Consider the following 25,955-nt stretch of genomic DNA (forward strand, 5'->3'; position numbering starts at 1 on the left):
CGTCTTTGCGGTTCATTTGTTTAAAATAACATGACTAGAAAAATAGGCTTTTGGTTGCTATGGGTAGGATTAGTTAGCTACGCTTTTCTATTAGCCCCTCCTAATCAACCAGACACATTTGAACTGATTAAAAATCTGTCAACAGGTCAATGGACAGGCATCAACCCTTTGATTATTGCCCTATTTAATATCATGGGTGTCTGGCCTCTGATTTACGGTTGCGTGTTATTTATAGACGGCCGAGGGCAAAAAATACCAGCTTGGCCTTTTGCAACATTCTCCTTTGGAGTAGGAGCCTTTGCCTTATTACCTTATTTGGCACTGCGCGAACCGAATACACAATTTTCAGGACAAAAAAATCTATTTTTGAAAATACTTGATTCTCGCTGGCTCGGTCTTATCCTAACAATTGGCAGCGTTGTTTTGGTTGCCTATGGCTTGCTGGGAGCAGATTGGGCAGATTATATTCAACAGTTCCAGACGAGTCGTTTTATTCATGTTATGAGTCTGGATTTTTGTCTATTGTGCTTAATATTTCCCGCCCTACTAGGAGATGATATGGCACGGCGGGGAACCAACAATCCTGCACTTTTTTGGACTGTCGCGCTGATTCCACTTTTTGGCCCTTTAGCGTATCTTTGCCTGCGCCCTCCCTTACCAGAATCTACTGCCGAGGTGGTATCGAAACAGCAGCCCGTCTCAAACGTAAGTAGGTAGATATAAAAAGCCCTGTTGAGAAATCCTGTTTCTTCGGCTTGGGAAATTGTAGATTAACTTGACCAAAGACAGACGTAACCGATTTTGTCTCTGCTTTAAAGTTAGTTAACAAACAAGCGTCGAATTATCGGTCAAGCTCGTGGGTAGAAAAATAGCATTATGGTTGTTATGGGGTGGCTTTATCGCCTATGTCTTGCTGCTGGCCCCTCCAATTACGGCGGACACATTCAGGCTAATTAAAAACATATTGACTCTTCAGTGGGCAGAAGTTAACCCAATTATCCTTTCCATATTTTCCCTCATCGGCATCTGGATACTAATCTACGGTTGCCTTTTATTTATCGATGGCAGGATGCAAAGGATTAGTTTCTGGCCCTTTGCCTTGGGCGCAGCGGGGACGGGAGTAATTAGTCTAATCCCTTATTTAGCTTTGCGGGAACCGAATCAAGAATTTTCCGGGCAAAAGGATGCCTTCCTGAAAGTTTTTGATTCTCGCTGGACGGGCATTATCCTCAATTTAAGTACGCTTATCTTACTGGCATTCGGCTTGCTGGCAGGTGATTGGGGAGACTTTATTCAGCAGTTTCTAAGCGATCGCTTTGTCAACGGTATGAGTTTGGCTTTTTGCCTGTTCTGCCTGCTGTTTCCCACCGTTCTCGGCGATGACATGGCGCGTCGAAGTTTCCAAAGTCCCCAAATTTTTTGGGCAGTGTCCCTGGTTCCGTTGCTTGGCCCACTTGCCTATCTGTGCCTTCGTCCACCTTTGCCAGAAAGCAGTGCTGAAGCAGCATAGACAGGTAGCATCCCGTTGAGTGCAAATATAAGCCGACAGGCTTTGTTTGTTTAGTCGCGACTTTAGCCGTCGGACATTTCTTAAGAGAGACGCGATCGCTTACGTCTCTCTTTTAAAGTTAATCTACACCGCAGCCTCAAATCATCTGTCAAAATTATGGGCAGAAAAGTTGTATTGTTTCTAATCTGGGTGACATTTGTTGCCTATACCATTTGGTTGGCTCCTCTAGATCAACCAGACACACTGCCGCTGGTTAAAAACCTGTTAACATTCCACTTGGAAAAAGTTAACGCTATTCTAACGAGCATATTTTGGCTAATGGGTGTTTGGCCAATGATTTACGCCTGCCTGATGTTTGCTGATGGCAAAATGCAAAATTTTCGCGTTTGGCCTTATTTTATTGGGTCGAATGGAATAGGAGTAATTTGCCTTATACCCTATTTAATCTTGCGGAAATCAAATCAAGATTTTGATAGTAGAAAGGATTATTTACTGAAAATTTTAGATTCTCGTTTAACAGGAATTTTTCTAGTTTTAAGTACGATTGGCTTACTTTCCTACGCCATATTGGTGGGAGATTGGGCAGACTATATTCAACAGTTCCAAACCCGTACCTTCGTTCACCTGATCAGCTTAGATTTTTGCCTAATGTGCCTAACCTTTCCTTTAACATCATTATTTGACGATGATATGGCACGTCGGGGTTTGAAAGATTCCCGAATTTTTTGGGCAGTAGCTTTGGTGCCGCTTTTTGGCCCTTTAACTTATCTTTGCCTGCGTCCATCGTTACCAGAAAACAGTAGGGTGGAATTGCCTGGAGTCACAAAGAAGGCATCGCCTATTAGCCATTTCAAGCCTCTAGCTTAAAACGAGATATTTTATCTTCCTCTGTGTCCTCTGCGCCTCTGCGGTTCATTCAAAAAAAGATTGCTATATCGCTTTTTACATTGGCACTTGTCTAAATCCAAATACTCAACCGTTACCAATTTGAGAACGTCATACATTAAACCTTTTCAACCTTCGTATTCGCTATCAATTTCTATATCCAGCGTTTCTTCATCAACTCGCACATACAAAATATTTGGGCGACAGCAGACTTGACAATCTTCTATGTAAGACTGTTGTCCACCCGCACTAAGGTCAATAAAAGTAACATTTGGTTCGCCGCAATAAGCGCAGTAAAACTCGGATGTATTTTGCATTTAATTTAATCCCCGCCAGCACAAAGTCCGGCAGGGAAATCTCCTAAAATAGAGCTATCACTTTATCGCTACTTGCATTTTGTAGCTGGCGTTACCTCTAGTTCCGCCAACAACAATCTTATAATCTCCCGTCGCAGGCAATACACCGCGCCAGCTAGTTGCCTCTTGCCTGATAATCCGCCCATTGGGAGCTACAACATCAAAAACAGCGTTTTTCTCCAATGAGGTGATGCTGAGTGTCATTGTCTGGCGTGCCTTAGCACTAAGCAGATAGGTATCTCTAGTACCTCGCACTACCCCATACTCTACAAGCGCTGAGCTTTTACCAGGTGCAAATCGGATGCGCTGTGTGCGACCCCGCGCTTGCGCGATCGCAAAGCTGGGTTCAACTGATGCACTACGGGTGGAGGCGAAGGTTGTGGTTATAGCCTCTACAGAGGGTGCCAAGCATAAAAATGCCCCTGCACCTACTAAAGCCAGTTTTGAGACAATACCATTAAATTCGGGTTTCATGGATGCCATGCGATCGCTTACTTTTCGAGGGTAAAACATTTTCTTAGTTTCTCGAAATTTTTCTCGCGATCGCATCGGTGGTATTGCGGTTTTTACTTACTCGATTAGCTTAGGTTACTCCGTGCGATCGCGGTGGCAATGGGGCTGTAACTTAGATTAAGCAGGCATCAAACTCTGTGCTGTGGCTAGGTGCTTCTGCAAGGTTTCCACTGGTAGTGGCCCAGCTAAGTGACTCCAGGGCAAAACTTGCTCTAGCGACCAGTTGGCGTGGACGTAGTAATCTAGTTCAGGCACCTGTCCTCGCAGTTCTTTGAAAGCACGGCGGTAACTGCCTAGAGAATCACCGTAATGCCGCGTCAGTTCCAATAGATAAGATAAACGTCTGTCTCCTCTGGATATTAGCGCTTGCATTACCGACCAGTTATAACTTTCCGGTCGAAAGTTAATACCCTCGCGTCGCAATTCCTTGTCTAACTTTTTGAGGCGTTTTTCGGCTTCTCGATTTACGCCAAACCACTGAAATGGCGTGTGTGCTTTGGGTACAAAGGTACTGCATCCCAATGTTAAGCGTAAACCGGGAGCAGCTCGTTTTAGAGATCGCATCATCGCCACTGTTGCGTCCAAATCCTCTGGTTCTTCCCCAGGAATTCCCGCCATCCCGTAAAGTTTCAGTCCAGTTAATCCACCAGCTTTGGCATTTATCGCCGCTTGCACGATTTCATCGTTATGCAGCTTTTTGTTGATAATCTGGCGCAAACGTTCCGAACCACTTTCTATAGCAATAGTAAGCGATCGCGTATCTCGTTTCGCCAACGTTTCTGCCAACTGCACCGTCACCGTATTTGTCCGCACCGACGCAATACTTAGACGTACATCGTCATATTTTGGCTGACTCAAATATTCCAGCAGAGTTTGAAATTCTGGGTGTTGTGTAACAGAAGCCCCCAACAATCCTAACCGATTTGTCACCGCCAACCCGCGCTCAATTGCCGGAATCAGCGAATCTTCTAAACTAGCCGTGCGAAAAGGTAAAGTCAGGTAACTTGCCAGACAGAAACGGCACATCTCCGGACAACTGCGTACCACTTCCACCATGTAGATATTTTCCCACGCCGCCTTTTCTGTTACTACAGTCGAAGCAGACAAAGTATTACCTCGATAAGTCTGCTTTTCTACCCGACTGGGAATTGCCTCATCTACTGGCTGAATCGACTTTATTAAACCATCTGCATTGTGATATTCCACCACATACAAACTGGGAACATAAATTCCCGGAACTTGCGCCAAACGCTTCAACTGAGTTTGTCTATCAGCTTGTCGGACTTCCTTGTAAGCTTCAATGAAATTCGGCAGGAGATTTTCCCCATCTCCTAGCAATATCACATCAAAAAAGTCTGCAAAAGGTTCAGGATTAGCAGTTAATACTGGGCCTCCACCAAATACTAGGGGATGATTATCAGAACGGGCAGCAGCGCGAGTGGGAATTTCTAGCGATTCCAGTAAATTGAGGATATTTACATAATCCAGTTCCCAAGAAACAGAAAAACCTACTAATTCTGGATTTTTCGGCAGTTGTTCCTGGGTATCCGTAAACAGGCGACTCACCTGCACATCGCAGCGCATTGCCAAAGTTGCCCACACCACCTGATAGCCCAGGCTAGTGATGCCAACGCTATACTCATTTGGGAAGGCAAATATTGTAGGTATGGCATCGTTGTCAGGCGTTGCAGGTGTAAATAAAAGACGTTCAGCAGCAAATACTCCGGTCATCACAGGCAAATTAAGCGTCAGAATAACATTTCATCTATATTTAATTTTAAACCATAGAATTATAAGATTAAAAAATAAGGTTAATGAGTTGGCAATAATTATTGGTAAAGCTTGAATAAAAATTCCGTACACCAGCCACAGAAAAACCCCACTACAGAAAATAATCAGCATTTCCAAAGACACATCTTTAGCTGATTTTGACCGCCATATTTTAAAAAGTTGTGGCAAGAATGCAATGGTAGTCAATGTGGCTGCGAATAAGCCCAGAATTGTAATAAAATCCATTTAGCTTCTGTAATTGGCAATTATATTTATAGCGTCTAGTAAAAACGTCTTACAACTAAAGTCGCAACCGCATAAATAAAGCCTGCGTAGGCAGGCTTTTAAGACGGCAAATGCGGACTTTGTTCGTGTAGTCAAATTCTTTAGGATGTGGGCTAAAAAAGAGATACACCCGCTGTTATTTTTAAACTACTTCCGATAAGACTTAGCCCAAGCATAGCGTACTGGATCTTTTTTCAACAGATACTCTACTACTTCTCGGCGCTTGTCATCGTTCTTAGTATTTTTAACTACGTGCTTGATTTCATCATCTATGTCTCCAGGTTCAGCCCCTCGTTTGATTGCCTCATTGAACCAATAATCACCTTCTGAATACTGATCACGCTCATAACAAATCGCTCCCATCAAAGTGTAAGGATGATGACTACCAGGCTGGTACTCAATGGCTTTTCTAGCGCAATCCTCAGCTTTATCTAAGTTATCAATATCTCGGAATGCTCCGCCTCTTGTTGTTAGCAGTGCTGACTTGAGTTTATTTTCTTTGATTGTGCCGAAGTCCAAGTTATTCGTTACTTGCAATGCTGCTTGAGGTTCATCTGCCTTGCGCCAATGGCTACTAGCGTTAGGTAAGTTCCATTTATTCCCAGTGCGCTTGAATTCCTGTTCATAAAAAAGTGCTTCAAGTCGGGAGTGAGCCTTCGCAATTTTCCCATGACGTGAGAGAAGTTCCTCTTCTATCAATCGAACAATCATTATAGGATCTAGCCGCTCTTCTCTCTCTAGTTTTTGCATGATTGTATAAAATGGATCGAGCGGTAATTCATTTCTAGGATCTAGGATACGATACTTGATCTTCAGCGCTGCAAAGTGTTGTTGTTGAGCAAAAGTGATAATATCTTCGCGTCCATTATTTTTCAGCCAGTCAATCTCTGACTCACTCAAATAATTGTCTGATTTTATTCTTAGCTTTAAATCTGAAGCGTATTTTTCGTTGGCGATCGCCATCGTTTCTGTAAGGTCACGCTTTTTCAGATAGTTAATATCCTGTTCATATGGCTGATTTCCTAATTCAAGTCTCTTGAAAACTTTGTATAAGTGACTAGAAGGAGATAAATCTTCATGTTGAGTTGCTTTGTACTTGACTTTCAAAGCAGCAAATTCCCGCTTCTGTTCTAGCTGTTGAACAATCCCAATAGTCTCACTAAGTTGATGCTGTTTCAACCATTCTATTTCTGAATCAGTTAGCAACTTGTCTGATTCAAGCTTTTGCAAAATTGCATACAGAGGACTAGAAACAGATGTGTCTGGATGAGCAGCTTTATACTTATCCTTTAGTTGTGCAAATTCAGCTTCTCTAACTGCCTCTTGTTGTCTAAAAACTTCTAAGGGTTCAAAAATTTGGTGTTTGTTCAACCAGTCAACATCTGTATCACTTAATCGTTTTCCTGCGTCCAGTAGCTTTAAAATCTGGTATAGCGGACTATCAGGCGATGAATCTTTGTGCTGAGTGGCTTTATACTTATCCTTCAGCGTCGCAAAACGCCCCATTTCTTCGGCGATTGCTACCGTTTTAAAACATTTACAATCTCTCAAAAAACTAATTTCTTTTTCAGCTAACTGATTCTCTGATTGAAGCTTCCAAAGAATCGGGTATAGTGGACTATCCAACTGTGAATTCAGTAGAGTAACTTGATACTTAACATTTAGTTGAGAGAATTCATCTTGTAGTTTTATAGGTTCTTCTTCCCTAAGTTGCTCCCACAAGATAATTTTAAGTGTTTCTAAAACTTGATGCTCTTTAAGCCAATTCAACTCAATATCGGTGATTTTTATTCCTGAGTCAACTTTTCGTAGTATGAGATAGAGCAGGCTAGAAGGCGAAGATTCTGTATAATTAGTTGCCTGATACTTGGACTTGAGGACAGCAAAATGTTCCGTTTGACTGGGAAGCTGTTGATACATATATAGTTAAGTTGCGGGATCAAACCGGATGTAAAGGAAACTATAACTACACAGCAGCTATATAAGAAACCGGAAAATTACCTACATCACAAAATGCGATCGCATTCTGGTTATGCTCAATAAGTGCTGTTCGCAGGGTGCATAATTGTAAACTATAGTCTTGGATATAAGAGGCAAATTCAGATCCCAAGCCTTACAATAAGCAAGAACAAGGGCGAGTAGTAGCAGGGCTTGTGGTGTGATTAAGGAGTTGACGTGGCAAAGTTCATCTCAAGGCTGAAGGATATATCAGGCAAGTTCAATGCAGGAGTATCAACTGATCCAGTCGATACGCCTAAGATTGATAAACAACCAGATAACCCAGATAAGGTAGATAAACAGACATTGCGGCGGCGGCGGGAAATCAAGCGAAGTCTCTTGCGGATGAAGCGCTTCTCTGGCCAGCAGTTGGAAGTTATCAAAAAGCCTTTCACGGGAGAAAATCCCCTTCATCACAAAAAGCGATTTTGGATCGGCTTGGGTGTGGGAGGAGGAGCGATCGCGCTGGGTGTTGCTTGGTCATCTTTTGAAAGCAGCTTACCGGATACTGGCGATGTATTAACTTTAATGCGCCCAGAGACTTTGACCATTAAAGCCTCTAATGGCAAAATACTTCAGCAAATTGGCCCCACTACCCGCGAAGCCCTAAAAATTGACAAAATTCCTAAAAAGCTGATACAAGCCTTCATCGCCATAGAAGACAGACGCTTTTACCAACACCAAGGGGTAGATTATCAGGGCGTAGGGAGAGCAATAGTTTCTAACCTGGTAGCCAGAGATGTCGTCGAAGGCGCTAGCACTATTACCCAACAACTAGCGAGGATGGTTTTCCTCGATCAAGAGCGTAGCGTCTGGCGCAAGCTCAAAGAAGTTCGTACCGCACAAAAAATTGAGAACGGAAACACCAAAGACCAAATTCTGGAACGTTATCTGAATTTGGTTTATTTGGGAGAAGGTGCTTATGGAGTAGCAGATGCGGCTTGGGTTTACTTCACCAAGCCAGTGTATGAGCTAACGTTGGCGGAAATGGCAACCTTGGCCGCAATACCACCAGCACCGAATGAATACTCGCCCCTGAAGAACCCGCAAGTTATCAAACAGCGGCGAAATTTGGTATTAAAACGGATGCAGGAAGCTGACTTCATTACAGCAGAAGAAGCCGACAAAGCGATCGCTTCCCCATTAATTACAAAAGCAAGTCCTCCCAAACGCCTCGAAAGATTCGCCCCCTACTTCACCGAATACATCCAACAGGAACTGCCCAAATACGTTTCTAAACAAGCGCGGGAAGTCGGCGGTTTAACTGTCGAAACCTCCCTGCACCCAGAGTGGCAGGAAGCAGCCGAAGAAGCTGTCACAAAAACCATAGAAAACACGGGAAGAGGTCAAAACTTTGAACAAGCTGCCCTAGTTGCCATCGATCCGCGTACCGGAGAAATTAAGGCAATGGTCGGGGGAAAAGACTTTTTCAAACAACAATTTAATCGCGTCACCCAGGCACAGCGCCAACCTGGTTCCACATTTAAAGCATTTGTTTATGCAACAGCAATGGCAGCCGGATTTACTCCCTATCGCGGCTACCTGGACTCACCTTACAAAGTAGACGGCTATAGCCCCAAAAACTACAGCGAAACCCACCGAGGCTGGATCTCCATGCGAGATGCCCTGATTAGCTCAATAAATGTAGTCGCTGTCAAAGTTTTGGTAGATGTCGGGTGGGAACCGACGATCCAACTGGCACGAAAAATGGGAATTGAATCAGAACTCAAACCCACCTACTCCACAGCTTTAGGTGCCTCCGAAGTTAACCTGTTAGAACTAACTAGCGCTTATGGCACCTTTGCCACCAACGGAACACATACAAAAGCCTTTGGCATCCGGCGTGTTCTCGACCGACGCGGCAACGTAATTTACAACGCCAAATCTAAATCAGAGCGCGTCTTACAAGAAGACACATCTGCCATCATGACTTGGCTACTGCGGGGTGTTGTGAACGAGGGTACAGGTCAAGCTGCCTCTTTAGGCGATCGCCCCGTCGCTGGCAAAACCGGAACCTCTGACGAAGCCCGCGACCTGTGGTTTATTGGTTACATTCCCCAAATGGTTGCTGGTGTTTGGTTAGGCAATGACAACAACAAACCAACTTGGGGTGCCAGCACCACAGCCGCCTACACCTGGCACGAGTTCATGGAGAAAGTCGTAGAAGGGATGCCCATTGAGAAGTTTCCCCCTCGGCCTACCGAATTAGAAGGGCGCAAACCCCAAATCGAGGTCAAGCCAATCAAGCCTCGAAGCAGCTATTCTGGGCCTATAAACACAGACAAAAGCGACAACGACGAGCAAACTCAAACCCCCCGACGGAGAAGATCCCGCCGTACATACACCGAAGACAACTCCAGCAGCGAAACTCCCTGGCGTAGCCGGAGCCGCAGTAATAGCTACCAAACCAACAGTGTACAAAGCTCCGGCGAGACTCGCTCCAGCCGGAGGCGGCGACGCAGCCAAGAAGTGCAAACTCAAGAAGTACCCACGCGCACCTATCGTCGCCGCCGTCGTAGTTCACAAAACACAGATTCTCAGAGCCAGCAAACTCAAGAAACGCCTACGCGCAGCAATCGCCGCCGTCGTCGTAGTAGTAGTTCGCAAAACACACAATCGCAGCAGTCGGCACCAGTGCGGCGTAGTAGTTATCGCCGCAGGTCATCAGAATCGACTTCCTCGACTTCCTCGACTTCCTCGACTTCCTCGACTTCTCGCCGCCGACGGAGGAGCAGACAAACAGTACAAAGCTCTCAGCCACCAGCACCACGCGCACCCAGAAGGGAGTACAACTCTGCTGCGCCACCAGCACCCCCAGCTGCCAGGAAGGATAGTTCTTCACAGTAGTAGTAGGGCTTACGCACGTCAACACGCTGTAGGGGCATGGCAATGCCCATCGGTGTCAACTTAACGTTAGCTTGGCGGTTGAAACCGCAGCTACACAAACAAAACCCGCCTGCGCGGGTTATAAGAATCTTGATCAGAGCGTTAGCCAAGGCAAGCGGACTTGGTTTTTATAGCCACGAATTCCATTCGCCAGGGCTTAAGTTGACACTAATGGGCCTTATCATGCCCCTACGACAGAATCAGGCATTCACTAATTAACTGCGTAAGTTCTGAGTAGGCATCTTGGAAAGAGAAGCTGAGCAGAGTAGGGGCTGAGGGAGAACTTGAATTCAGGCTCTCCCTTATCCTCTACTCTGGGGATCAAACTCAAGGGTGATAGAGGAGTCTCTTAAGTTTGGTACGATAACCAAAAATCGATAAGGAGATTACAAAAAATGAGTTTACTTATGGACGTTGCTGCTGCTAGTGGGCCTCATTTTCCAGTTTCTGCTACTGCTGTGTACGCAGTTGGTTTTATTGCTGCTGTAACTATTGGCTCGGTTGCTTGGTACAACTCTAAGCGTCCCGTGGGTTGGGAAGATAAAGAGCGTCCGGATATTGTGCCTGATGTTAAAAAAGAAGAAAACCCTGGTCTGGGCAAGCCATAACAAAGGAAAAAGAAAAAAGGCAAAAGTTATAAAATCCATATTGGTCTAGTCGCACCTAATAAATATAGGCCGATAAAGAAAGAATTGAAAACAGACACTTTTCGCTAATTTGTTAGGTGTCTTTTTTCAATTCTCTAGATTTATCTATGGGATTTTTACTCTGGCGTTTTTGCATTTTCCCTTGTTAGCGCAGTGCTACAGGAGAACGCAAGGTCACATTCAAATCGGTGTTGGGGTCAATAACCACAACATCAACCTTTCTTTGTCCAAAAAACAGCCCACCCAAAGCACCCAAACCAGCACCGCCGAGGATTTCTTCAGTAGCAAGCGCTTTGTCGCCAGTCAAAGCAGCGATCGCGGCCGCAGCTGCTCCACCAAGGGCAGCACCTTTGAAAAGAGAACTGGTGTTGCTTCCCTGACCTACTTGTTGGGTTCTGGTAATTATTTTAGAAGCACCATTGATACGCTCCCGTTTACCGTTGGAAAACACTAATTCCTGGGCAACAAATCGGGAACCTTTCCCATTAGGAGCAGGGCGTAGTTGACCAACAACCTGAGTTCCAGCAGGAATTACAATAGCACCGCTAGAGCTTTTAACGTTGCTTGCCACGCTCAGAGTTACAGGGGCAGTTTCGGTAGGAGTAACGACGATTTTATTGGCTTTGTCATACCTGACGGCTATCCTGGTTCCAGATGCGAGGGTGACTGGAGTTGTGGGAAATTCATAAGATTGTGCAGCCGCAGGCGCAGTTGCGATAAGTGTTGGGGCAGCTACACCAGTAGTGATGGTTAGTGCCATGAGTGCAGCAGTTGCAGATTTCCAGCTAGTCATAGAAAACGCTCTCAGTATTTACGCGGTTATATGTAGGGACGGCTTGTTGGTGAGATTGTTTCTTGACAATTTAACCGATATAGGATCAAGAAGAAGACGATCGCCTATAAGTATTGTGAGGTGGACATCTTACTCGCCCTCAACAGGTGTTTTCAAGACGCGAAGCGCAAGCGCGAACGACTTTCGTCGCGCTTTCAAAGGCAACACTACCAACGTCTATTTACAGGGTAGCTAACGCTTAAAACCAAGCTAACCTCAATACCCGATCCTCAACGTACTGGATACCCTACACCTACCATGAGGGCGATCGCGCTTTGTGGTGAAGGGGGGAAAGAATGCGATCGCGCTAGATTAATCCTCTTTTTCGTTGCTCAATCTCTGCTATGGGTAACAACAATGTATCTTCTATCTCCTGTCGCGCCTCACGGCTTACATAACAATCACTATTCAGGCACTCAACGAGCAATAAATTTGCATTGTAATACTGCTCTAGTATTTCCTCCTGGTGTTTATTAAACTGCCAATCATGACCAATATTTCGATATTTAATCATCAATGCTCTTAATTTCTTAACTAAAAATTTAATGTTATCTTCCCACCAGAATTGATAACTTTCTAAATTACTACATATCTGCTTGTCTGGACGTTTACTTTCTAGCTGTTGCAGTAGGTACTTGAGTTTAGGCGCAAAGTCAAAATTACCAGACCCAGTAAAATTAGGAGCATCAATAAGTGCATGAGAAAGCTCAATGTCAAAATTAATAGAATTACCAGCGTCATAAGGATTATTTAAACCAAGGTGAATAGCAAGTTCTGGAGCAAAATTATCATAAAAAAGGTCAAGATAGGGGTTGGGGCATGGGTCATTTATATAGCGAGATAAAATAAAGTAAAATGCGCGAAGTGCTGCTGGCTTGTATGGAACCTCTACTGAAATTGACTTTTGATGTATCCACGTTAAAAACCGCTGTAACTTCTCATCTTCAGCTATAAGCGCATCAATCTGCTTTTTCATCAGATGCAACAAAAGGTCTGCACTTGGGGACATCCCAACTGCTAGAAAGAAAACTTCTCGCCAGCGTTTTTCGGTAATGTGATGAACCAGACGTTGCAACGCCTCCTCTGATGACTGTTTTACAACAACAATTTCTCTAGCAGTGAAATACTCATGAAATGTTAGATGGGAAAACGAGTAAATTCCTTTAGCGCGTTCCACCAATAGCCCGTGTTGATATTCAATTGAACGCAAAACTACCTCACTATCCAGTTGCAAGGCTTCCGGGTCAGCATTGGCATCAGGTAAATTACGGATGTAATCTATGATGTATTGCTCGGCTGTTTTTTGCTTAAAGAAATAGTCACCTTGCTCAAACGTAGTCAGGGCGATTTTACTGAGTAAATCTTCCTTACGCTGAATTGATAGCTTTTTGTAAACTTGATCTCGCTGAATCCCGCGCTTAGCATCCCATTTTTTCAGCAGCGCATCCAGCCCTTCTTTGTATAGCTCAGAGCGATTTGCCGGAAAATCCCCTGACTCCTCAAATGCCAAACATAAAAGCGTCAACAGCAGCGGACTTGTGGCGAGTTCGTTGATCCGATCATTTTCTTCGAGGCGTTCGATAAAAGTTTCGGGTTTTACAGCTTTATTCTTAAACCAGTTGGTTGCAAAGGTGGCAATTTGTTCACTATCAAAATCAGCAACTTCCACCTCTGTGAATTTCTCAAATGTATATTCCCGCGCTGCGATTCGGCAGGTTATCACAAAGTGGTTTTCACGATACTGATCAGAGAAATCACGAATCTCTTTTAATACGCGCTTATTGTCTTCCTCTCTAACTTCATCCAGCCCATCAAGTAAAATCAATGCTCTGCCGCGTTCAATTACATCTTGTAGAGATGCGATAACCCTTGTCTCTATAACCCGGCAACCCGCGAATTGCTGAGTGATGTATTCCAATAAACCCGGTTTATTAGCGGCTTCAGCAAAGTCTTTGAGGGTGACAAAAATCGGTACGCGAGCAGCTTGAAATTTACCCTGATTGCACTGAATTGCTAAATACTTCAAAAACGTGGTTTTACCTGCTCCGGGCTTCCCCAAGATCATCAGTTTGGGATGTTTCTTGACCGCATCCAGTCCTGGCACTCGTTCTTCAGCGATTCTGCCTAGCCCAAAGCGATCAAACTCCTCAAAGTTGCACTCTTGTAGTAATTCAGGAATCTCTTTTCGCCTGCGCCCAGTAATTTTTTCCAGAATGTTGACGTTGGTGTAAATATCATTCAACCCAATCGGCTGAGTCATATCTAGCACGCGCATCGTCCCGCAGCGTTCTTGAATGATGGGTTTTATCTTTTCGCGTACTTCTTGCACTAGCGCATCAATATCAATGCTCGTGTCGTGATTCTGGTGTTCTGCTTCAGGTTCGCTTGGCGGCTGGGCGACTATTTCTTCCCACTCAAAACCCAGCTTTTCGCAAATCTGCTCAAAATAGTGGCGGTCAATTGGCCTACCTTTAAAAAATTTGTAAGCGGGTTGGCGACTCATTTTTAAATCTTCTGCTAAAGCCTTCTGAGTTAAAGACTTCTGTCTCAAAGCTCTTCTTGCTTTCTCAATACCTTCTGGTGATGCCTGGAGCGATCGCCCTGTCATATTTCCACTGCAAATATTTCGTCTATTTTACTCACCTCAATTGGTGCCAATTGCCAAAGTCATACAACTCATACACAAAGTCATCACTTCTCTAGCTCATACACACCCTGGATCGCAGCCATCATGTCGAGATGATCGAAGAAACGAGATGGAAGGTTAATTTATGACAGCATTTATACTTAATGTCTTACTTGTAATGCTGATTGAAGAGTCCGCTAAGGCAGGCTTCCGGAAGCTTAAAAAAAGTAAGGCTGTCAGACGCCGGATTTCGGTGTTGTGGTTTTGTCTGTACATCAAATGGCGATCGCGCAAATAATCAACCCGGCGAATGGAATTCGCGGCTACACAGACGAAACCCGCCTGCGCGGGTTTGAATTTTTCTAGGATGATGGGTGTGATGCGATCGCGTAACGTAGCCTTAAAAGAGCGATCGCATTCCCCTAACCCACAAGTAAATACGATGACAAAAACAGAAATATTGGCAGCACTCAAGCAGATGACAACCGAAGAACGCTTAGAAATCATCGAAGCTGCTTCGCGAATGATGCGGGAAGAAATAGAAGACAAGGCGCGGATAATAGCTGAGAAGAAAAAGCGACTCAGAGCAGCTGCTGAGGCTGCAATCCCAGATTATCTGCCTGGAGGTGCGCTACACGATCTATGGTCGCCTGACAGTGAACCTTATTATGACTCTGAGGAAGAATTACTTGAAGCTCTTAACGCTGAGGTAAAAACTAATGCGTAGAGGCGAAGTCTGGCTAGTCAGTTTCAATCCTATAATTGGCGATGAAATCGGGAAAATCCGTCCAGCAGTGATAGTGAGTAAAGATTCTGTTGGATTTTTGCTACTCAAAGTTATTGTTCCAATTACCAAATGGCAGGAGCGATATGCAGATCGAGACTGGATGGTGCGGCTGGAACCTAATGCAGAAAATGGTTTGAGTAAACTTCCAGTAGCAGATACTTTTCAAGTGCGATCGCTTTCGCAAGCCAGACTCATCCGACAACTGGGGACTCTTTCTGACGCAGCAATGCAAGAAATTACTGCTGCTTTAGCATTTGTCCTCAGTATATTGTGATAATTTTGCCTTAAGTTCGCGCAGGTGGACTTCGTTATAGCCCTTGAATTTTATTTGGCAAATATTTTTAGAGCAAATTGGCAAATTTATCGCAAAAATCCTATTTTCAACCGTTAAACTAGGCAATAGTGCAGATGTACTGCTATTTCTAAATAAGAGGTACGGCGCTTTACCCTGAATGATCCCACTGCAACTGGTTCTCAAAAACTTCCTCAGCTACCGCGAGGCAAATTTAGATTTTAGCGGCTTGCATACAGCCTGCATCTGTGGTTCTAATGGTGCGGGTAAATCTTCCCTTCTAGAGGCTATCACCTGGGCAATTTGGGGAGAATGTCGTGCAGCTACAGAAGATGATGCTATCAATGCTGGTGCTAAAGAAGTTCGCGTTGATTTCACTTTCCAATGCAATCAGCAAACTTATCGGGTGATTCGGACTCGTCAGCGGGGACAGGGTGGATCTCTAGAATTTCAGGTACAGAGTTCCAACGATTTTCGCTCTTTGACTGGGCGAGGAATGCGGGCGACGCAACAGATGATAATACATCACCTGAAGTTGGATTACGAGACTTTCGTGAATTCCGCTTATCTGCGTCAAGGTAAGGCGGATGAGTTTATGCTCAAGCGTCCGAATGAGCGGAAACAAATTCTTGCTGATTTGCTGAAGCTGTCTCAGTATGAGGAATTGGCAGAACAGGCGAAGGATGCGTCTAAACAGTATAAAGCGCAGGCGGAGCAGTTAGAGCAGAGTTTGCTCTCGATAGACCAAAAACTGCAACAACGGGATGCGATCGCTCTCCAACTCTCCTCTGTGGAAACTCAGTTGAGCGAGTTGCAACAAGCCCAAACTATTGATAATGGGAAAGTCCAAGGTTTGCTTGCCCAGCAGCATCAGCGGCAAACTTTTGAACAACAACTGAGTTTTGTCAAGCAGCAGTATCAAAATCTTAACCAAGATTGCGATCGCTATCGGCAAGAAATCGCCGCAACTCAACAGCAACAACGGCAATTAGAAAGTTTACTCCAAAAAGAAGACGAAATCTTAGCTGGTTACGCCAATTTTCAAGGCTTGCAACTTCAGGAAGAAACTCTCACTTCTAAATCTCAAGCTTACCAAGATGCCCAACAACAACTCGGCAAACTACAGCAAAAGCTAAGCGAACAAATTAACGAGCTTAATTTACAACTCAGACAAGAGCAAGGCCAGCTTGACGCTTTGCGGCAATCTAGAGCAGATATACAACAAATCTTAAGCCGCACAGAAGAAGTAGAAGCCGGGTTACAAAAATTACAGCAAGCGCGAGCTTATTTAAGTCATCTCGATCAGCTACAGGTGCAAGTGGCTCCTCTGGTGCAACGTCGCGCACAGGTGCAAACTGAACTAGATCGCGTCCACGCTCGATTATCTGCCAGATTAGAAGAACTCCGCAAGTCAGTTCGCGATCTGCAAAAACAGCAACAACGCCAACCCAAACTGCAAGAAACATTACAGCAGGTTGAGGGACAAATTCAGCAACTCGACAAAAAGCGAGTTTATCAGGAACGAGTGCAAGAAAAAGAATTGCATCAGCGTAGTTTCCGCGATCGCTTGCAAGCAAATCAGCGGGAATGGGAAAATAAACTCACAGAATTAGCCCAAAAGCTGCAATTGATCCAGAATCCTAATTCTAGTTGTCCGCTGTGCGATCGCGCCCTGGATGAACATCACTGGCAATTGGTAGTGCAAAAAACCCAAACTCAGGAACAAGCGGTTCAAGATCAAATTTGGGATGTAGACGGGCAAATAGCTTTATGCGAGTATCAGTTACAGACGCTTACTCGTGAGTTAAAGGAAATATCCCAAGAACTTGCCAACTACGATGCTTTGCGGGAACAACGCGGACAACTGGCAGCAGAACGCTCAGCTATGGCTGAAATCCAGGCTCGTCTGCAACAGATTTTAGTAGAAAAAGAGCAAATTGAGCGATCGCTTTCTTCCAACGACTATGCTCCCGATAAACAAGAAGAACTGCACCGCCTTGACCAACAATTGCAACAACTTAAATATAATGAGCAAGATCATGCCTTAGCTAGAGGTGAGGTAGATCGTTGGCGTTGGGCAGAAATTAAACAAGCAGAAATCAAACAAGCACAGCGGCGACAAGCACAAATAGATGCACAACAACCAGAATCATTAGCGAAGATTGCTCATCTGCGATCGCAAATTCAGCAGCTACAAGTTAATTCCGATTTATCCCGACAGATAGAAGCTCTGAATCGGCAGATGGCGGAAATTGGTTATGAGCGATCGCAGCATGACACGCTGAGAAAAGCCTTGCGTCAGGCGCAGGCGTGGCAATTCCGCTATCAAGAACTTCAACAATCACAGCAGCAATATCCTCTGGTGAGACAGCGATCGCAAGATTTAGCGCAGTCGTTGGAAATGCGATCGCAAGACTTGCAACAAATGACCTCTCAAATGGATGCCATTGTTCAACAATTGCAACAAACGCCAGATACTAAAGGCGAACTGCGAGATTTAGAACAGCAGATGCACCAGCGGCAACTGTTACAAAATGACCATCAAAGACAATTAGGAAGCTTACAACAACAGCAACAACATCTGGAACAACTCAGCACTCAGCACGCAGAACTCAAAAATCAGCACGTAACCACCCAGCGGCAATATCGAGTTTATCAAGAATTAGCACAAGCTTTTGGTAAAAACGGCATCCAAACTTTGATGATTGAGAACGTGTTGCCACAGTTAGAAGCTGAGACAAATTCTCTACTTTCTCGACTTAGCGGTAATCAATTACACGTCCAATTTGTCACTCAAAAAGCCGGACGTAGCGGACGATCATCCGCTAAAAAAGCTGCAAAATTAATTGACACCTTAGACATTTTAATTGCTGATGCTCGTGGCACCCGTCCTTATGAAACTTACTCTGGGGGTGAGGCGTTTCGGATTAACTTTGCAATTCGTCTGGCGTTAGCAAAGATGTTAGCGCAACGTGCGGGAACGGCTTTGCAAATGCTGATTGTCGATGAGGGATTTGGGACGCAAGACGCCGAAGGATGCGATCGCTTAATTGCAGCGATTAACGCCATCTCTCCTGACTTCGCTTGCATTCTCACCGTCACCCATATGCCACAATTCAAAGAAGCCTTCCAAACCCGCATCGAAGTGTATAAAACCCAGAATGGCTCTCAGTTGAGCCTAATGATGTAAAACCTAACCCTCTAACCTTCTTCCTTTGCAGGGAAGGGGAAGCAGGATGATTTTTAGTGTAATTTTTTAGGACTAACGGGCTGTACAAATCCGCCATGATGTCTACTAAAGTTGAGCAGAAACTAGGAGTTAAATTATATAATTGCCTTTATGTCACTGTGTTATTTAAAGTCCGGTTAATTACCCGTGATAAACACACCACGCCTCCTCCCTCGCTTGCAGGAAGGAGCGAAGGCGGGGTGGATTTTTTTGTAAATTGAGGGCAATTTTAAAAACTTGATGTAAGTCGTAAATGTGCAAATTATAGTCAATTATGATTGACGACTACATACTCGCCACAATGACTCAAAATCAGATTCCAGGACTTTCCGTTGCAGTTGTACGGGAGGGTGAACCTGTTTTAGTCAAAGGCTATGGACTAGCGAATGTTGAACACTCAGTTCTAGCGACCGAACACACAGTTTATGAAATTGCTTCTGTTGGTAAAACTTTCACTGCGACAGTCACAATGATGTTGGTGGAGGAAGGGGTTATTTCGCTAAACGAACCTATTACGAATTACCTCGACAATCCACCATCTGTATGGCATCCAGTTACCATCAAGCATATTCTGTCACACCAGTCCGGGATTCCTAGCTATACCGATGCTCAGAACTATTGGGAAATTACCTGTCTTGATTTATCCAAAGCTGAAATCTTGGCTTTAGTTACTGGCTTACCCCTAAAGTTCCAACCAGGTGAATTTAGCGCTTATGACAACACAGGCTACTATTTACTAGGTTTGATGCTAGAAAAGGTAACTGGACAATCTTATGCGGATTTATTGCACGAGCGCATTTTCGCACCTTTGGGAATGAATGCAACTGTGATGAATAATCCAGCAGATATTGTGTCTCATCGGGCGGCTGGCTACCGTTGGCGAAACGGTAAGCTGATTAACAAACCCTATTACAGTCCCTCAGTCACATATTCAGCAGGAGGTCAGCTCTCTAGCGTGGAAGATATGGTTAAGTGGGAACGGGCGCTTTGCGATGCAACCTTGCTGAGGCAATCCACCCTAGATATGATGTGGACACCCCATCACCCAGAGCGTGGCGGTGATTGGGAAACCTTGAAATATGTAGCAGGTTTAGGTTGGTGGGCGATCAATTATGGCAATCGCCGCGTAGTCAATCACAATGGTTCGATTCTCGGATTCGCTAGCAACATTACTCGCTTTATCGATGACAAAATTACAGTGATTTTGTTTTGCAATTTAGATAAGATTGCGCGACCGAATGCGATCGCTAAGGAGATTGCTGGATATTATTGCCCGTCCCTTGCGAACCAGCCGCTTCAGCCTCCGTTAGAGCTGCATTAATAAGTAATTACAAGTAGCAAGCAAATAGCTGTTCGAGGAACAGGCTGCCAAACAGAGGTCAGCACAACCGGAACTATACTATTCGGTATTCTCACCCTAATTCTCTCAATCAGACGATGCCCTTCAGCATGGGAATCGCTACGATCAAAGTAAGAGAAAGAAAGCTAACAACACTACATCTTCCTCCAGGCTGAATTTTCAGCCATCCTTATCACTCCTGCGAGAGTTTTTATGATTCGATTTCTCGTTAGCGTGTTAGTGTTTGTTATCAACACGCTCTATCGCGATCGCCCTTATCAACGCTTCTACGTTTTAGAAACAGTGGCTCGCGTCCCCTACTTTTCCTTTTTGTCAGTCTTGCACCTTTACGAAAGTATGGGATGGTGGCGAAAAGCTGACTGGCTGAAAATTCACTTTGCCGAATCTTGGAACGAACTGCACCACCTGCTGATTATGGAATCCTTGGGTGGGAACCAGCATTGGAGCGATCGCGCGCTCGCCCGAACCACAGCCCTAATTTACTACTGGGTAGTTGTAGCTCTCTACATCGTTTCACCCCGCACCGCCTACAACTTCATGGAAATGGTGGAAGAACACGCCTACCATACCTACGCAACGTTCTTGCAAGAGAATGAAGCCGAACTAAAGGCGCAACCTGCACCACAAGTAGCAATTCACTACTACCGCGACGGCGATCTCTACCTATTTGATGAGTTTCAAACTGGTGTAGTACCTGAATCTCGACGGCCTGTAGTTGACAACCTTTATGATGTTTTTGTCAACATCCGGGATGACGAAAGCCAACACGTCAAAACCATGATCGCGTGTCAAAAAACCGACGCTCAAAATACTTTCCAGAGTCCCCATTCCCTACCATACACGGAACAGGAGGTTCTCCTGCCCCAAGTATCAGATGGCGAGGTTGAGCATGAGTTAGCCACTGCTAAAAGTTAACTGATTCTTAAGCCTTCATCCCCTTCTTACTACAAACAGAGAAAGGGATGAGAGGCTAAAAAATATTATTCCCCAAAGCACCAGACGAATAACAGCACCAAAGTTGTAAGAATCAACCAGTTAGGTATAGATACCAAATTTAAGATACTCAAAGGCCACAAAACTAGAATTTGCGAAAATATCCAGCTGGCGGTTAACATTAGCACAGTCAAGATAACCAGTGGCATAAAACCCTCCTAAACTAAAGCGATATAAAAATTTCTTTTTCCTTCTTGTTCACTGAGCATTTTTTCGACGAAACAGTTTGTAAATGTGGCAGACGAATAGGTGTCACTTGTGCCAACCACAAATTGCATAAACTTGATTAAAACAATAAGTAGTCTTATCTGTACTCGTACTCACCTGCGGGTAGAAAATTAAATCCGTGGTTGAAAAGGAGGGTACCTGCAATGCAGCAATTCAAAGTTATTGGTAGTTTAGCTTTAATCTCAGTCTTAAGCGCTACAGCCGTTTTAGCGAAAGAAGCAAATTTTGATAATTTAATTATGTCAGCCGAGGGTAGAAACGCCAGAAGGGTTGCGACAGGTTACACTGGCGGCTCTTTTTCGCTGACATCAATTGCAAATCGCGATCGCTCTCGAAACCCTTGTATCGGTTATGGTTCCCCAAATCCCGATCATATTTTAGTCTTGCAGAAAGATTATCCCCGCCTAAAAATACAAGTAGACAGCGGAGGACAAGACACAACTCTACTCATCAGAGGACAATCAGACGTTATTCGCTGTGGCGACGATACTGGCTCCCGTAAGGATGCCAGCGTCGAAGATACGGGTTGGAAAGCTGGTAGATATCGCATTTGGGTGGGTTCTATAGACGCTGGGAAACGGCGAAATTACACCATTTCCGTACAGGAATAAGTCTTCCTCCTTCCCAGTTTCCGACTGGGAACCAGAAAAAGCCCCCTTTTTAAGCTACCGCTTATACACGGCAGACCTCTCCCCAAACCCCTCTCCAACACCCAAAGGAGCTTAGAAGGCTCCCTCCGGCTCCCCTTCCCTCCCAGGGAAGGGGCTGGGGGTTAGGTCTGTCACTTGTATGTACGCGGTAGCCTTTTTAAGATGAGGTTGGAGAAATCTCTTTATACCTTAATCATTTCCCAGCATTTGCAACTTGTACAAACTCGCATAAAGACCGCCTTGGCGCAATAATTCTTCGTGACTGCCCGACTCCACCAATTGCCCGCGCTTCAACACCAAAATCCGATCCACATTGCGGATAGTAGAAAGTCGGTGAGCGATAATAATAGCTGTGCGTCCTTCTAGCAACTTATCTAAAGCATCCTGAATTAAAGCTTCTGTAGTAACATCAAGACTTGCCGTTGCCTCATCTAACACTAAGACACGGGGATTGCGGATAGCAGCACGGGCGAAAGCTAACAACTGCTTTTGTCCGCTAGAAATATTAGTGCCTCGTTCTCGGAGTTGGGTGTCGTAGCTTTGAGGCAGCTGTTCGATGAAACTACCAACATTGGTTTTTTGAGCTGCTGCCTTAACTTCCTCAAATGAATAGGTGTCTCCCAGCGTGATATTGCTCTTGACATCGCCAGCGAAGAGAAAACCATCCTGAAGAATAACGCCCATGTGTTCCCGCAGTTCTTGTTGCGGTAAGTCGCGGATGTTTATCCCATCAAGGAAAATACGACCTTGGGTTGTGTCGTAAAGGCGGCACAGCAGACGGATAATAGAACTTTTTCCGGCACCTGTGGGGCCAACTAGAGCAACTTTTTCACCAGGCTTGATGGTGAAGTTTAGGTTTTTGAGGACGTATTCATCGTTTTTGTAGGCGAAAGAGACATTTTCAAAGCGAATTTCACCTTTTCGTCCGTCGTCCGTTGTCCGTTGTCCGTTAAGCGTTGCCAATGACGACTCTGAATCGCGGATTTCAATCGGCTCACTTAGAATATCAGTGATGCGCTCAACGGCGGTGAAACCAGATTGCAGCGCGGTGAACTTTTCGGCAAATTGACGCAAGGGATCGAATAGACGCTGGGCATACAGGACAAAGGCTGATAGGGTGCCAAAATTTATGGAATTCCCCATAATCAGGATGCCGCCTAACCAGAGTACGCCCGCGATCGCTACCAAGGCAACCCACTCCAGTGTCGCCGATACCGCTGAGTCGTGAAAGATGGTTTTATCAACTTCACGGACGTATCGCTGGTTGGTAGTGCGAAACAGTTCGGCGTTGAATTTCTCCCGCCGGAACAACTGCACCACGTTCACACCAACGATATTTTCTTGCAGCGTCGAGTTAAGCGCCGAAAGTTCGTCTCTAGCTTTGTAATTAGCTTTGCGGTACTCCTGCTGGAAGTAAATAATCAAAGCCGTTACTGGTACCAACAACAGCACCAGCATCAATCCCATCTGCCATTGCAAGGCAAACATGGTGATAGCAATTACCAAAATCGAGACTAAATCGCTGACAATCCCAACAGCACCCGTAGAAAAGACATCTCCCAAGGCTTCTACATCGCTGGTGAGGCGCGTAATCAATCTCCCCACTGGTGTCCGGTCAAAAAACCGCACTGCCAAAGAGGTTACATGGTTAAATAAATCGGTGCGAATTTCTGCGGTAATTTGCTGCCCAACCTTCTGCACCGTGTAACCTTGGATTGCTGTAAACACCAGCCTTACCACCATTGTTACCAGCAGTAAAAGCGAGAGAATATTGATCCCATCTAATAAAGGTTTACCTCGGAGAAAAGGCCAAACTTGTTCGGAGCGAATCAACGAGATTGCTTGCCCGATTATGATTGGTTGAATGGCTCCTGCTACGGATAGCGGCAGCAACAATATGAGAGAAATTATTAGTAGACCACGACTGCGACGCGCATAGGGTGCTAGTCGTAGGAAAAGCCGCCAGTCGCTTTCGCGCCGACGCGGTTTTGCCAAATTATCCGAAACAAGCGGGGATTGAGTCATGATCCTTAGTCTTTAGTCTTCAGTCATTAGCCCTTAACTAATCGCTAATGACTAATGACTAACCTTATTCTTTCCCCTTCAGGAGTGCAGTGGCAGCTGCCTGGAGAGATATGTAGGCAGTTTCTGGTTGTCCGTTGATGTACGAATTGCCGTCTTCGGCTTCGCAGAGGAGTCCTATTTTTTGCCCATCAGCACCAACTACCTCTAGTACATCCTGAATCGTCTCGATGTCAAAACCTTCGACAACTGAACTCCAATCACTTTTGTCAACTGCGCGAATTCTAATAGTTTCTTCCATCTAGTTGCCTACTCCTAACAATTCAAGGTTGCGCTTCGCAACTGTTCCACCCATTTATGAATATCGCCACCGTTCAGACGATATGAGAGAGGATGGGCAATCAGCCGCGCCGTACTCTCAAATAGTGTATCAATTTCTACTAAGCCGTTTTCTCGTAGAGTGCGACCTGTGGAAACCAAATCGACAATCGCCTCGGACATTCCCGTAATCGGCCCTAATTCCACTGAACCATACAAAGGCACGATTTCCACAGGTAAATCTAAGCTATCAAAGTATTCGTGGGCGCAGTGAACATACTTAGATGCGACTCTACCATGAGGCGGCAATTCCAGCACAGAACGGTATGGACTTTCGGTGCGTACTGCCACAGACATCCGACAGCCTCCAAACTGAAGATCGGCTAAATTAGCTACCAGGGGATTTTTTTCCCGCAGCACGTCATAGCCGACTATTCCCAAATGCGCTTGCCCATATTCAACGTAAACGGGGACATCTTGCGCCCGTACCAGTAGTGCTTTAGCTGTACCTGTGGGATCTTCGATCTGGAGTTGGCGGTTGGCAGAATCTTGAAAGGCGCTAAAATCGAGTCCGACAGCTTGCAGCAGTCGAATGCTATCAGATAAGAGTGCGCCTTTGGGCAATGCAACAGTAATCATGAATAGTGCAGTAAACTTCCTGCAAAATGGTAGCTGAAAGCTGACACTTTGCACCGTCACTCTGAAGAGGAATGGCACGGATTTAAGACTTAGAGGATAGGTAGCGCGATCGCGCTACCTATCCTCTCCCTTATTTTAGTGGGGTTTCTCGCCTCTAAGCCCTCGACTGTTGCCGGAAGAAGGTAAAAAGAAAACTCTAAAATGTTCTTCTGGCTCCCCTTCTCCCATTATGGGAGAAGGGGGTGAAAGGCATTGTGACTTAGTTAGCCCTACGACGCTTCAGGCGAGTAAGCCCTAGACCAACTGCCACTAAACCTAGTAGCGTAGTCGGTTCTGGCACGGAAACACCATTGCCATCACCAGGTACAACTACCTGACCCCCAGTTGCAGGAGCAACCAAGGATGAGACATCGCGGACACGAATGCCTTCACCGCTGTTAATATCGCTCTCATCAATTGTGCCTCCCAGATTTTCGCGGATATACTGTTCCAGAGCTTGCTGGTAGGTAACACCTGAGAGGGTGAACTTGCGATTTTGAGGAATATTCGCCAAAGTTGCGAAGTTATCCCCACCGTTGGCGGTAAAGTTAATTGTTGCCAAATCGAAGAGTCCTTGGTCAGAGTCTAGCAGGAAGCCACCCTGAGCCACATCATAGAGGAATTGTCCCGTCCGGTCATTGTCAGGATCGAGGAAGATACTCTGAATGCGCGAGCCGGGAGTAGTAATGATACCATCCGCAGTCACTACCTGAGCAGGGCTGGTGACATCATAAACCACCTCTAACCCGGATAGCTGGAGGAATTGACCGCCACCACCCACATCGGGTGCAGTTTGCCCAGAAACGGATCTTTCTAAGATTTCCAGCAGTTCTGACGCTGTGATGTCTGTAATTACTGAGACAAAATTCGAGAAGGGCAGAACATCGAAAGTGTCAAACTCTGAGATTGTATCACCGGGCAAGAAACGGCGATCGTTGCGAATGCCACCTCCGTTCTGAATGCCTACTAAAATATTTGGCGTTGCTGAAAAAGTAATGATTTAACCAGGCAGAGGAACTGTTCGATACTTCAAATAGTGCAGCAGCAAGCGAAGCGAACACTTCAACATCTCAACAGACTTGGAGTAGCA

24 protein-coding genes and 1 pseudogene are annotated in these 25,955 nt (G+C 45.1%); 12 read left to right on the forward strand and 13 right to left on the reverse strand.

Features of this window, described 5'->3' with window-relative positions; all coding sequences use genetic code 11:
• Nucleotides 1-30 precede the first annotated feature (30 nt).
• The 3 genes from H6F74_RS10875 to H6F74_RS10885 all read left to right on the forward strand — a co-directional run bounded on the left by H6F74_RS10875 (nucleotide 31) and on the right by H6F74_RS10885 (nucleotide 2,377).
• Nucleotides 31-717, forward strand: coding sequence for a DUF2834 domain-containing protein (locus tag H6F74_RS10875; RefSeq protein WP_190440534.1), 687 nt, complete (start codon nucleotides 31-33; stop codon nucleotides 715-717).
• A 139-nt stretch (nucleotides 718-856) separates the two neighbouring features.
• Entirely contained in the window at nucleotides 857-1,510 is a 654-nt protein-coding gene (locus H6F74_RS10880; protein WP_190440537.1) for a hypothetical protein, read from the forward strand.
• 156 nt (nucleotides 1,511-1,666) lie between these two features.
• Complete coding sequence (locus H6F74_RS10885; RefSeq protein WP_190440538.1) at nucleotides 1,667-2,377, forward strand: DUF2834 domain-containing protein; 711 nt, start codon at nucleotides 1,667-1,669, stop codon at nucleotides 2,375-2,377.
• 146 nt (nucleotides 2,378-2,523) lie between these two features.
• On the opposite strand, the gene H6F74_RS10890 is transcribed toward H6F74_RS10885, so the two are convergent.
• From H6F74_RS10890 to H6F74_RS10910, 5 genes are all read right to left on the reverse strand, one after another.
• Nucleotides 2,524-2,712: a CPXCG motif-containing cysteine-rich protein gene (locus H6F74_RS10890; RefSeq protein ID WP_190440542.1), complete on the reverse strand. Its 189-nt coding sequence runs from the start codon at nucleotides 2,710-2,712 to the stop codon at nucleotides 2,524-2,526.
• 57 nt (nucleotides 2,713-2,769) lie between these two features.
• Nucleotides 2,770-3,264, reverse strand: a complete 495-nt coding sequence (locus H6F74_RS10895) for a hypothetical protein (protein WP_190440544.1) — start codon at nucleotides 3,262-3,264, stop codon at nucleotides 2,770-2,772.
• Nucleotides 3,265-3,381: 117 nt separating this feature from the next.
• Entirely contained in the window at nucleotides 3,382-4,998 is a 1,617-nt protein-coding gene (locus tag H6F74_RS10900) for a radical SAM protein (RefSeq protein ID WP_190440559.1), read from the reverse strand.
• Between the two features lie 27 nt (nucleotides 4,999-5,025).
• A complete protein-coding gene (locus H6F74_RS10905; protein WP_190440561.1) occupies nucleotides 5,026-5,280 on the reverse strand; it encodes a SemiSWEET transporter in 255 nt (84 codons plus the stop codon).
• A 186-nt stretch (nucleotides 5,281-5,466) separates the two neighbouring features.
• Nucleotides 5,467-7,089: a hypothetical protein gene (locus H6F74_RS10910; RefSeq protein WP_199301078.1), complete on the reverse strand. Its 1,623-nt coding sequence runs from the start codon at nucleotides 7,087-7,089 to the stop codon at nucleotides 5,467-5,469.
• 573 nt (nucleotides 7,090-7,662) lie between these two features.
• Here H6F74_RS10910 and H6F74_RS10920 point away from each other — a divergent pair.
• Together H6F74_RS10920 and H6F74_RS10925 are read left to right on the forward strand one after the other, a co-directional pair.
• Nucleotides 7,663-10,164, forward strand: coding sequence for a PBP1A family penicillin-binding protein (locus tag H6F74_RS10920; protein ID WP_190440609.1), 2,502 nt, complete (start codon nucleotides 7,663-7,665; stop codon nucleotides 10,162-10,164).
• Between the two features lie 434 nt (nucleotides 10,165-10,598).
• Nucleotides 10,599-10,811 carry a hypothetical protein gene (locus H6F74_RS10925; protein WP_190440570.1) on the forward strand — a complete coding sequence of 71 codons (213 nt, stop codon included), beginning with the start codon at nucleotides 10,599-10,601 and terminating at the stop codon, nucleotides 10,809-10,811.
• A 184-nt stretch (nucleotides 10,812-10,995) separates the two neighbouring features.
• On the opposite strand, the gene H6F74_RS10930 is transcribed toward H6F74_RS10925, so the two are convergent.
• Together H6F74_RS10930 and H6F74_RS10935 are read right to left on the reverse strand one after the other, a co-directional pair.
• Nucleotides 10,996-11,643 carry a hypothetical protein gene (locus H6F74_RS10930; protein ID WP_190440572.1) on the reverse strand — a complete coding sequence of 216 codons (648 nt, stop codon included), beginning with the start codon at nucleotides 11,641-11,643 and terminating at the stop codon, nucleotides 10,996-10,998.
• Between the two features lie 346 nt (nucleotides 11,644-11,989).
• Nucleotides 11,990-14,290, reverse strand: coding sequence for an NACHT domain-containing NTPase (locus H6F74_RS10935; RefSeq protein ID WP_190440575.1), 2,301 nt, complete (start codon nucleotides 14,288-14,290; stop codon nucleotides 11,990-11,992).
• Between the two features lie 163 nt (nucleotides 14,291-14,453).
• Between H6F74_RS10935 and H6F74_RS10940 the strand changes: the two genes are divergently transcribed.
• The 6 genes from H6F74_RS10940 to H6F74_RS10965 all read left to right on the forward strand — a co-directional run bounded on the left by H6F74_RS10940 (nucleotide 14,454) and on the right by H6F74_RS10965 (nucleotide 20,891).
• Nucleotides 14,454-14,606: a hypothetical protein gene (locus tag H6F74_RS10940; RefSeq protein ID WP_190440578.1), complete on the forward strand. Its 153-nt coding sequence runs from the start codon at nucleotides 14,454-14,456 to the stop codon at nucleotides 14,604-14,606.
• Nucleotides 14,607-14,618: 12 nt separating this feature from the next.
• Nucleotides 14,619-15,035 (forward strand): hypothetical protein, encoded by a 417-nt coding sequence (locus tag H6F74_RS10945; RefSeq protein WP_199301080.1) that lies wholly within the window; start codon nucleotides 14,619-14,621, stop codon nucleotides 15,033-15,035.
• Nucleotides 15,028-15,369 (forward strand): type II toxin-antitoxin system PemK/MazF family toxin, encoded by a 342-nt coding sequence (locus H6F74_RS10950; RefSeq protein WP_190440581.1) that lies wholly within the window; start codon nucleotides 15,028-15,030, stop codon nucleotides 15,367-15,369. Before H6F74_RS10945 ends, H6F74_RS10950 begins: the two co-directional genes overlap by 8 nt.
• A 178-nt stretch (nucleotides 15,370-15,547) precedes the next feature.
• Nucleotides 15,548-18,577: an exonuclease subunit SbcC gene (gene sbcC, locus H6F74_RS10955; protein ID WP_190440584.1), complete on the forward strand. Its 3,030-nt coding sequence runs from the start codon at nucleotides 15,548-15,550 to the stop codon at nucleotides 18,575-18,577.
• A 313-nt stretch (nucleotides 18,578-18,890) separates the two neighbouring features.
• Nucleotides 18,891-19,937 carry a serine hydrolase domain-containing protein gene (locus H6F74_RS10960; RefSeq protein ID WP_190440587.1) on the forward strand — a complete coding sequence of 349 codons (1,047 nt, stop codon included), beginning with the start codon at nucleotides 18,891-18,893 and terminating at the stop codon, nucleotides 19,935-19,937.
• A 231-nt stretch (nucleotides 19,938-20,168) separates the two neighbouring features.
• Nucleotides 20,169-20,891, forward strand: a complete 723-nt coding sequence (locus tag H6F74_RS10965) for an alternative oxidase (protein WP_190440590.1) — start codon at nucleotides 20,169-20,171, stop codon at nucleotides 20,889-20,891.
• A gap of 65 nt (nucleotides 20,892-20,956) precedes the next feature.
• Here the strand turns inward: H6F74_RS10965 and H6F74_RS29615 are convergent, their stop codons facing one another.
• Nucleotides 20,957-21,118: a hypothetical protein gene (locus H6F74_RS29615; RefSeq protein WP_190638853.1), complete on the reverse strand. Its 162-nt coding sequence runs from the start codon at nucleotides 21,116-21,118 to the stop codon at nucleotides 20,957-20,959.
• A gap of 222 nt (nucleotides 21,119-21,340) precedes the next feature.
• On the opposite strand from H6F74_RS29615, the gene H6F74_RS10970 reads away from it, so the two are divergent.
• Nucleotides 21,341-21,808 (forward strand): hypothetical protein, encoded by a 468-nt coding sequence (locus H6F74_RS10970; RefSeq protein ID WP_190440593.1) that lies wholly within the window; start codon nucleotides 21,341-21,343, stop codon nucleotides 21,806-21,808.
• A gap of 228 nt (nucleotides 21,809-22,036) precedes the next feature.
• Here H6F74_RS10970 and H6F74_RS10975 read toward each other — a convergent pair whose 3' ends face one another.
• From H6F74_RS10975 to H6F74_RS10995, 5 genes and pseudogenes are all read right to left on the reverse strand, one after another.
• Nucleotides 22,037-23,872: an ABC transporter ATP-binding protein gene (locus H6F74_RS10975; protein ID WP_190440596.1), complete on the reverse strand. Its 1,836-nt coding sequence runs from the start codon at nucleotides 23,870-23,872 to the stop codon at nucleotides 22,037-22,039.
• A 64-nt stretch (nucleotides 23,873-23,936) separates the two neighbouring features.
• On the reverse strand, nucleotides 23,937-24,170 hold the full coding sequence (locus tag H6F74_RS10980) for a hypothetical protein (protein ID WP_190440599.1): 234 nt from the start codon (nucleotides 24,168-24,170) through the stop codon (nucleotides 23,937-23,939).
• A 14-nt stretch (nucleotides 24,171-24,184) separates the two neighbouring features.
• On the reverse strand, nucleotides 24,185-24,826 hold the full coding sequence (hisG, locus tag H6F74_RS10985) for an ATP phosphoribosyltransferase (protein WP_190440601.1): 642 nt from the start codon (nucleotides 24,824-24,826) through the stop codon (nucleotides 24,185-24,187).
• Nucleotides 24,827-25,085: 259 nt separating this feature from the next.
• Complete coding sequence (locus H6F74_RS30985) at nucleotides 25,086-25,865, reverse strand: 5'-nucleotidase C-terminal domain-containing protein (protein ID WP_347269502.1); 780 nt, start codon at nucleotides 25,863-25,865, stop codon at nucleotides 25,086-25,088.
• Nucleotides 25,866-25,955, reverse strand: a pseudogene (locus tag H6F74_RS10995) (IS1 family transposase); the annotation flags it as partial.

This window comes from Trichocoleus sp. FACHB-90, from assembly GCF_014695505.1.
GTDB classification, from domain to species: Bacteria; Cyanobacteriota; Cyanobacteriia; order Cyanobacteriales; family FACHB-T130; genus Funiculus; species Funiculus sociatus.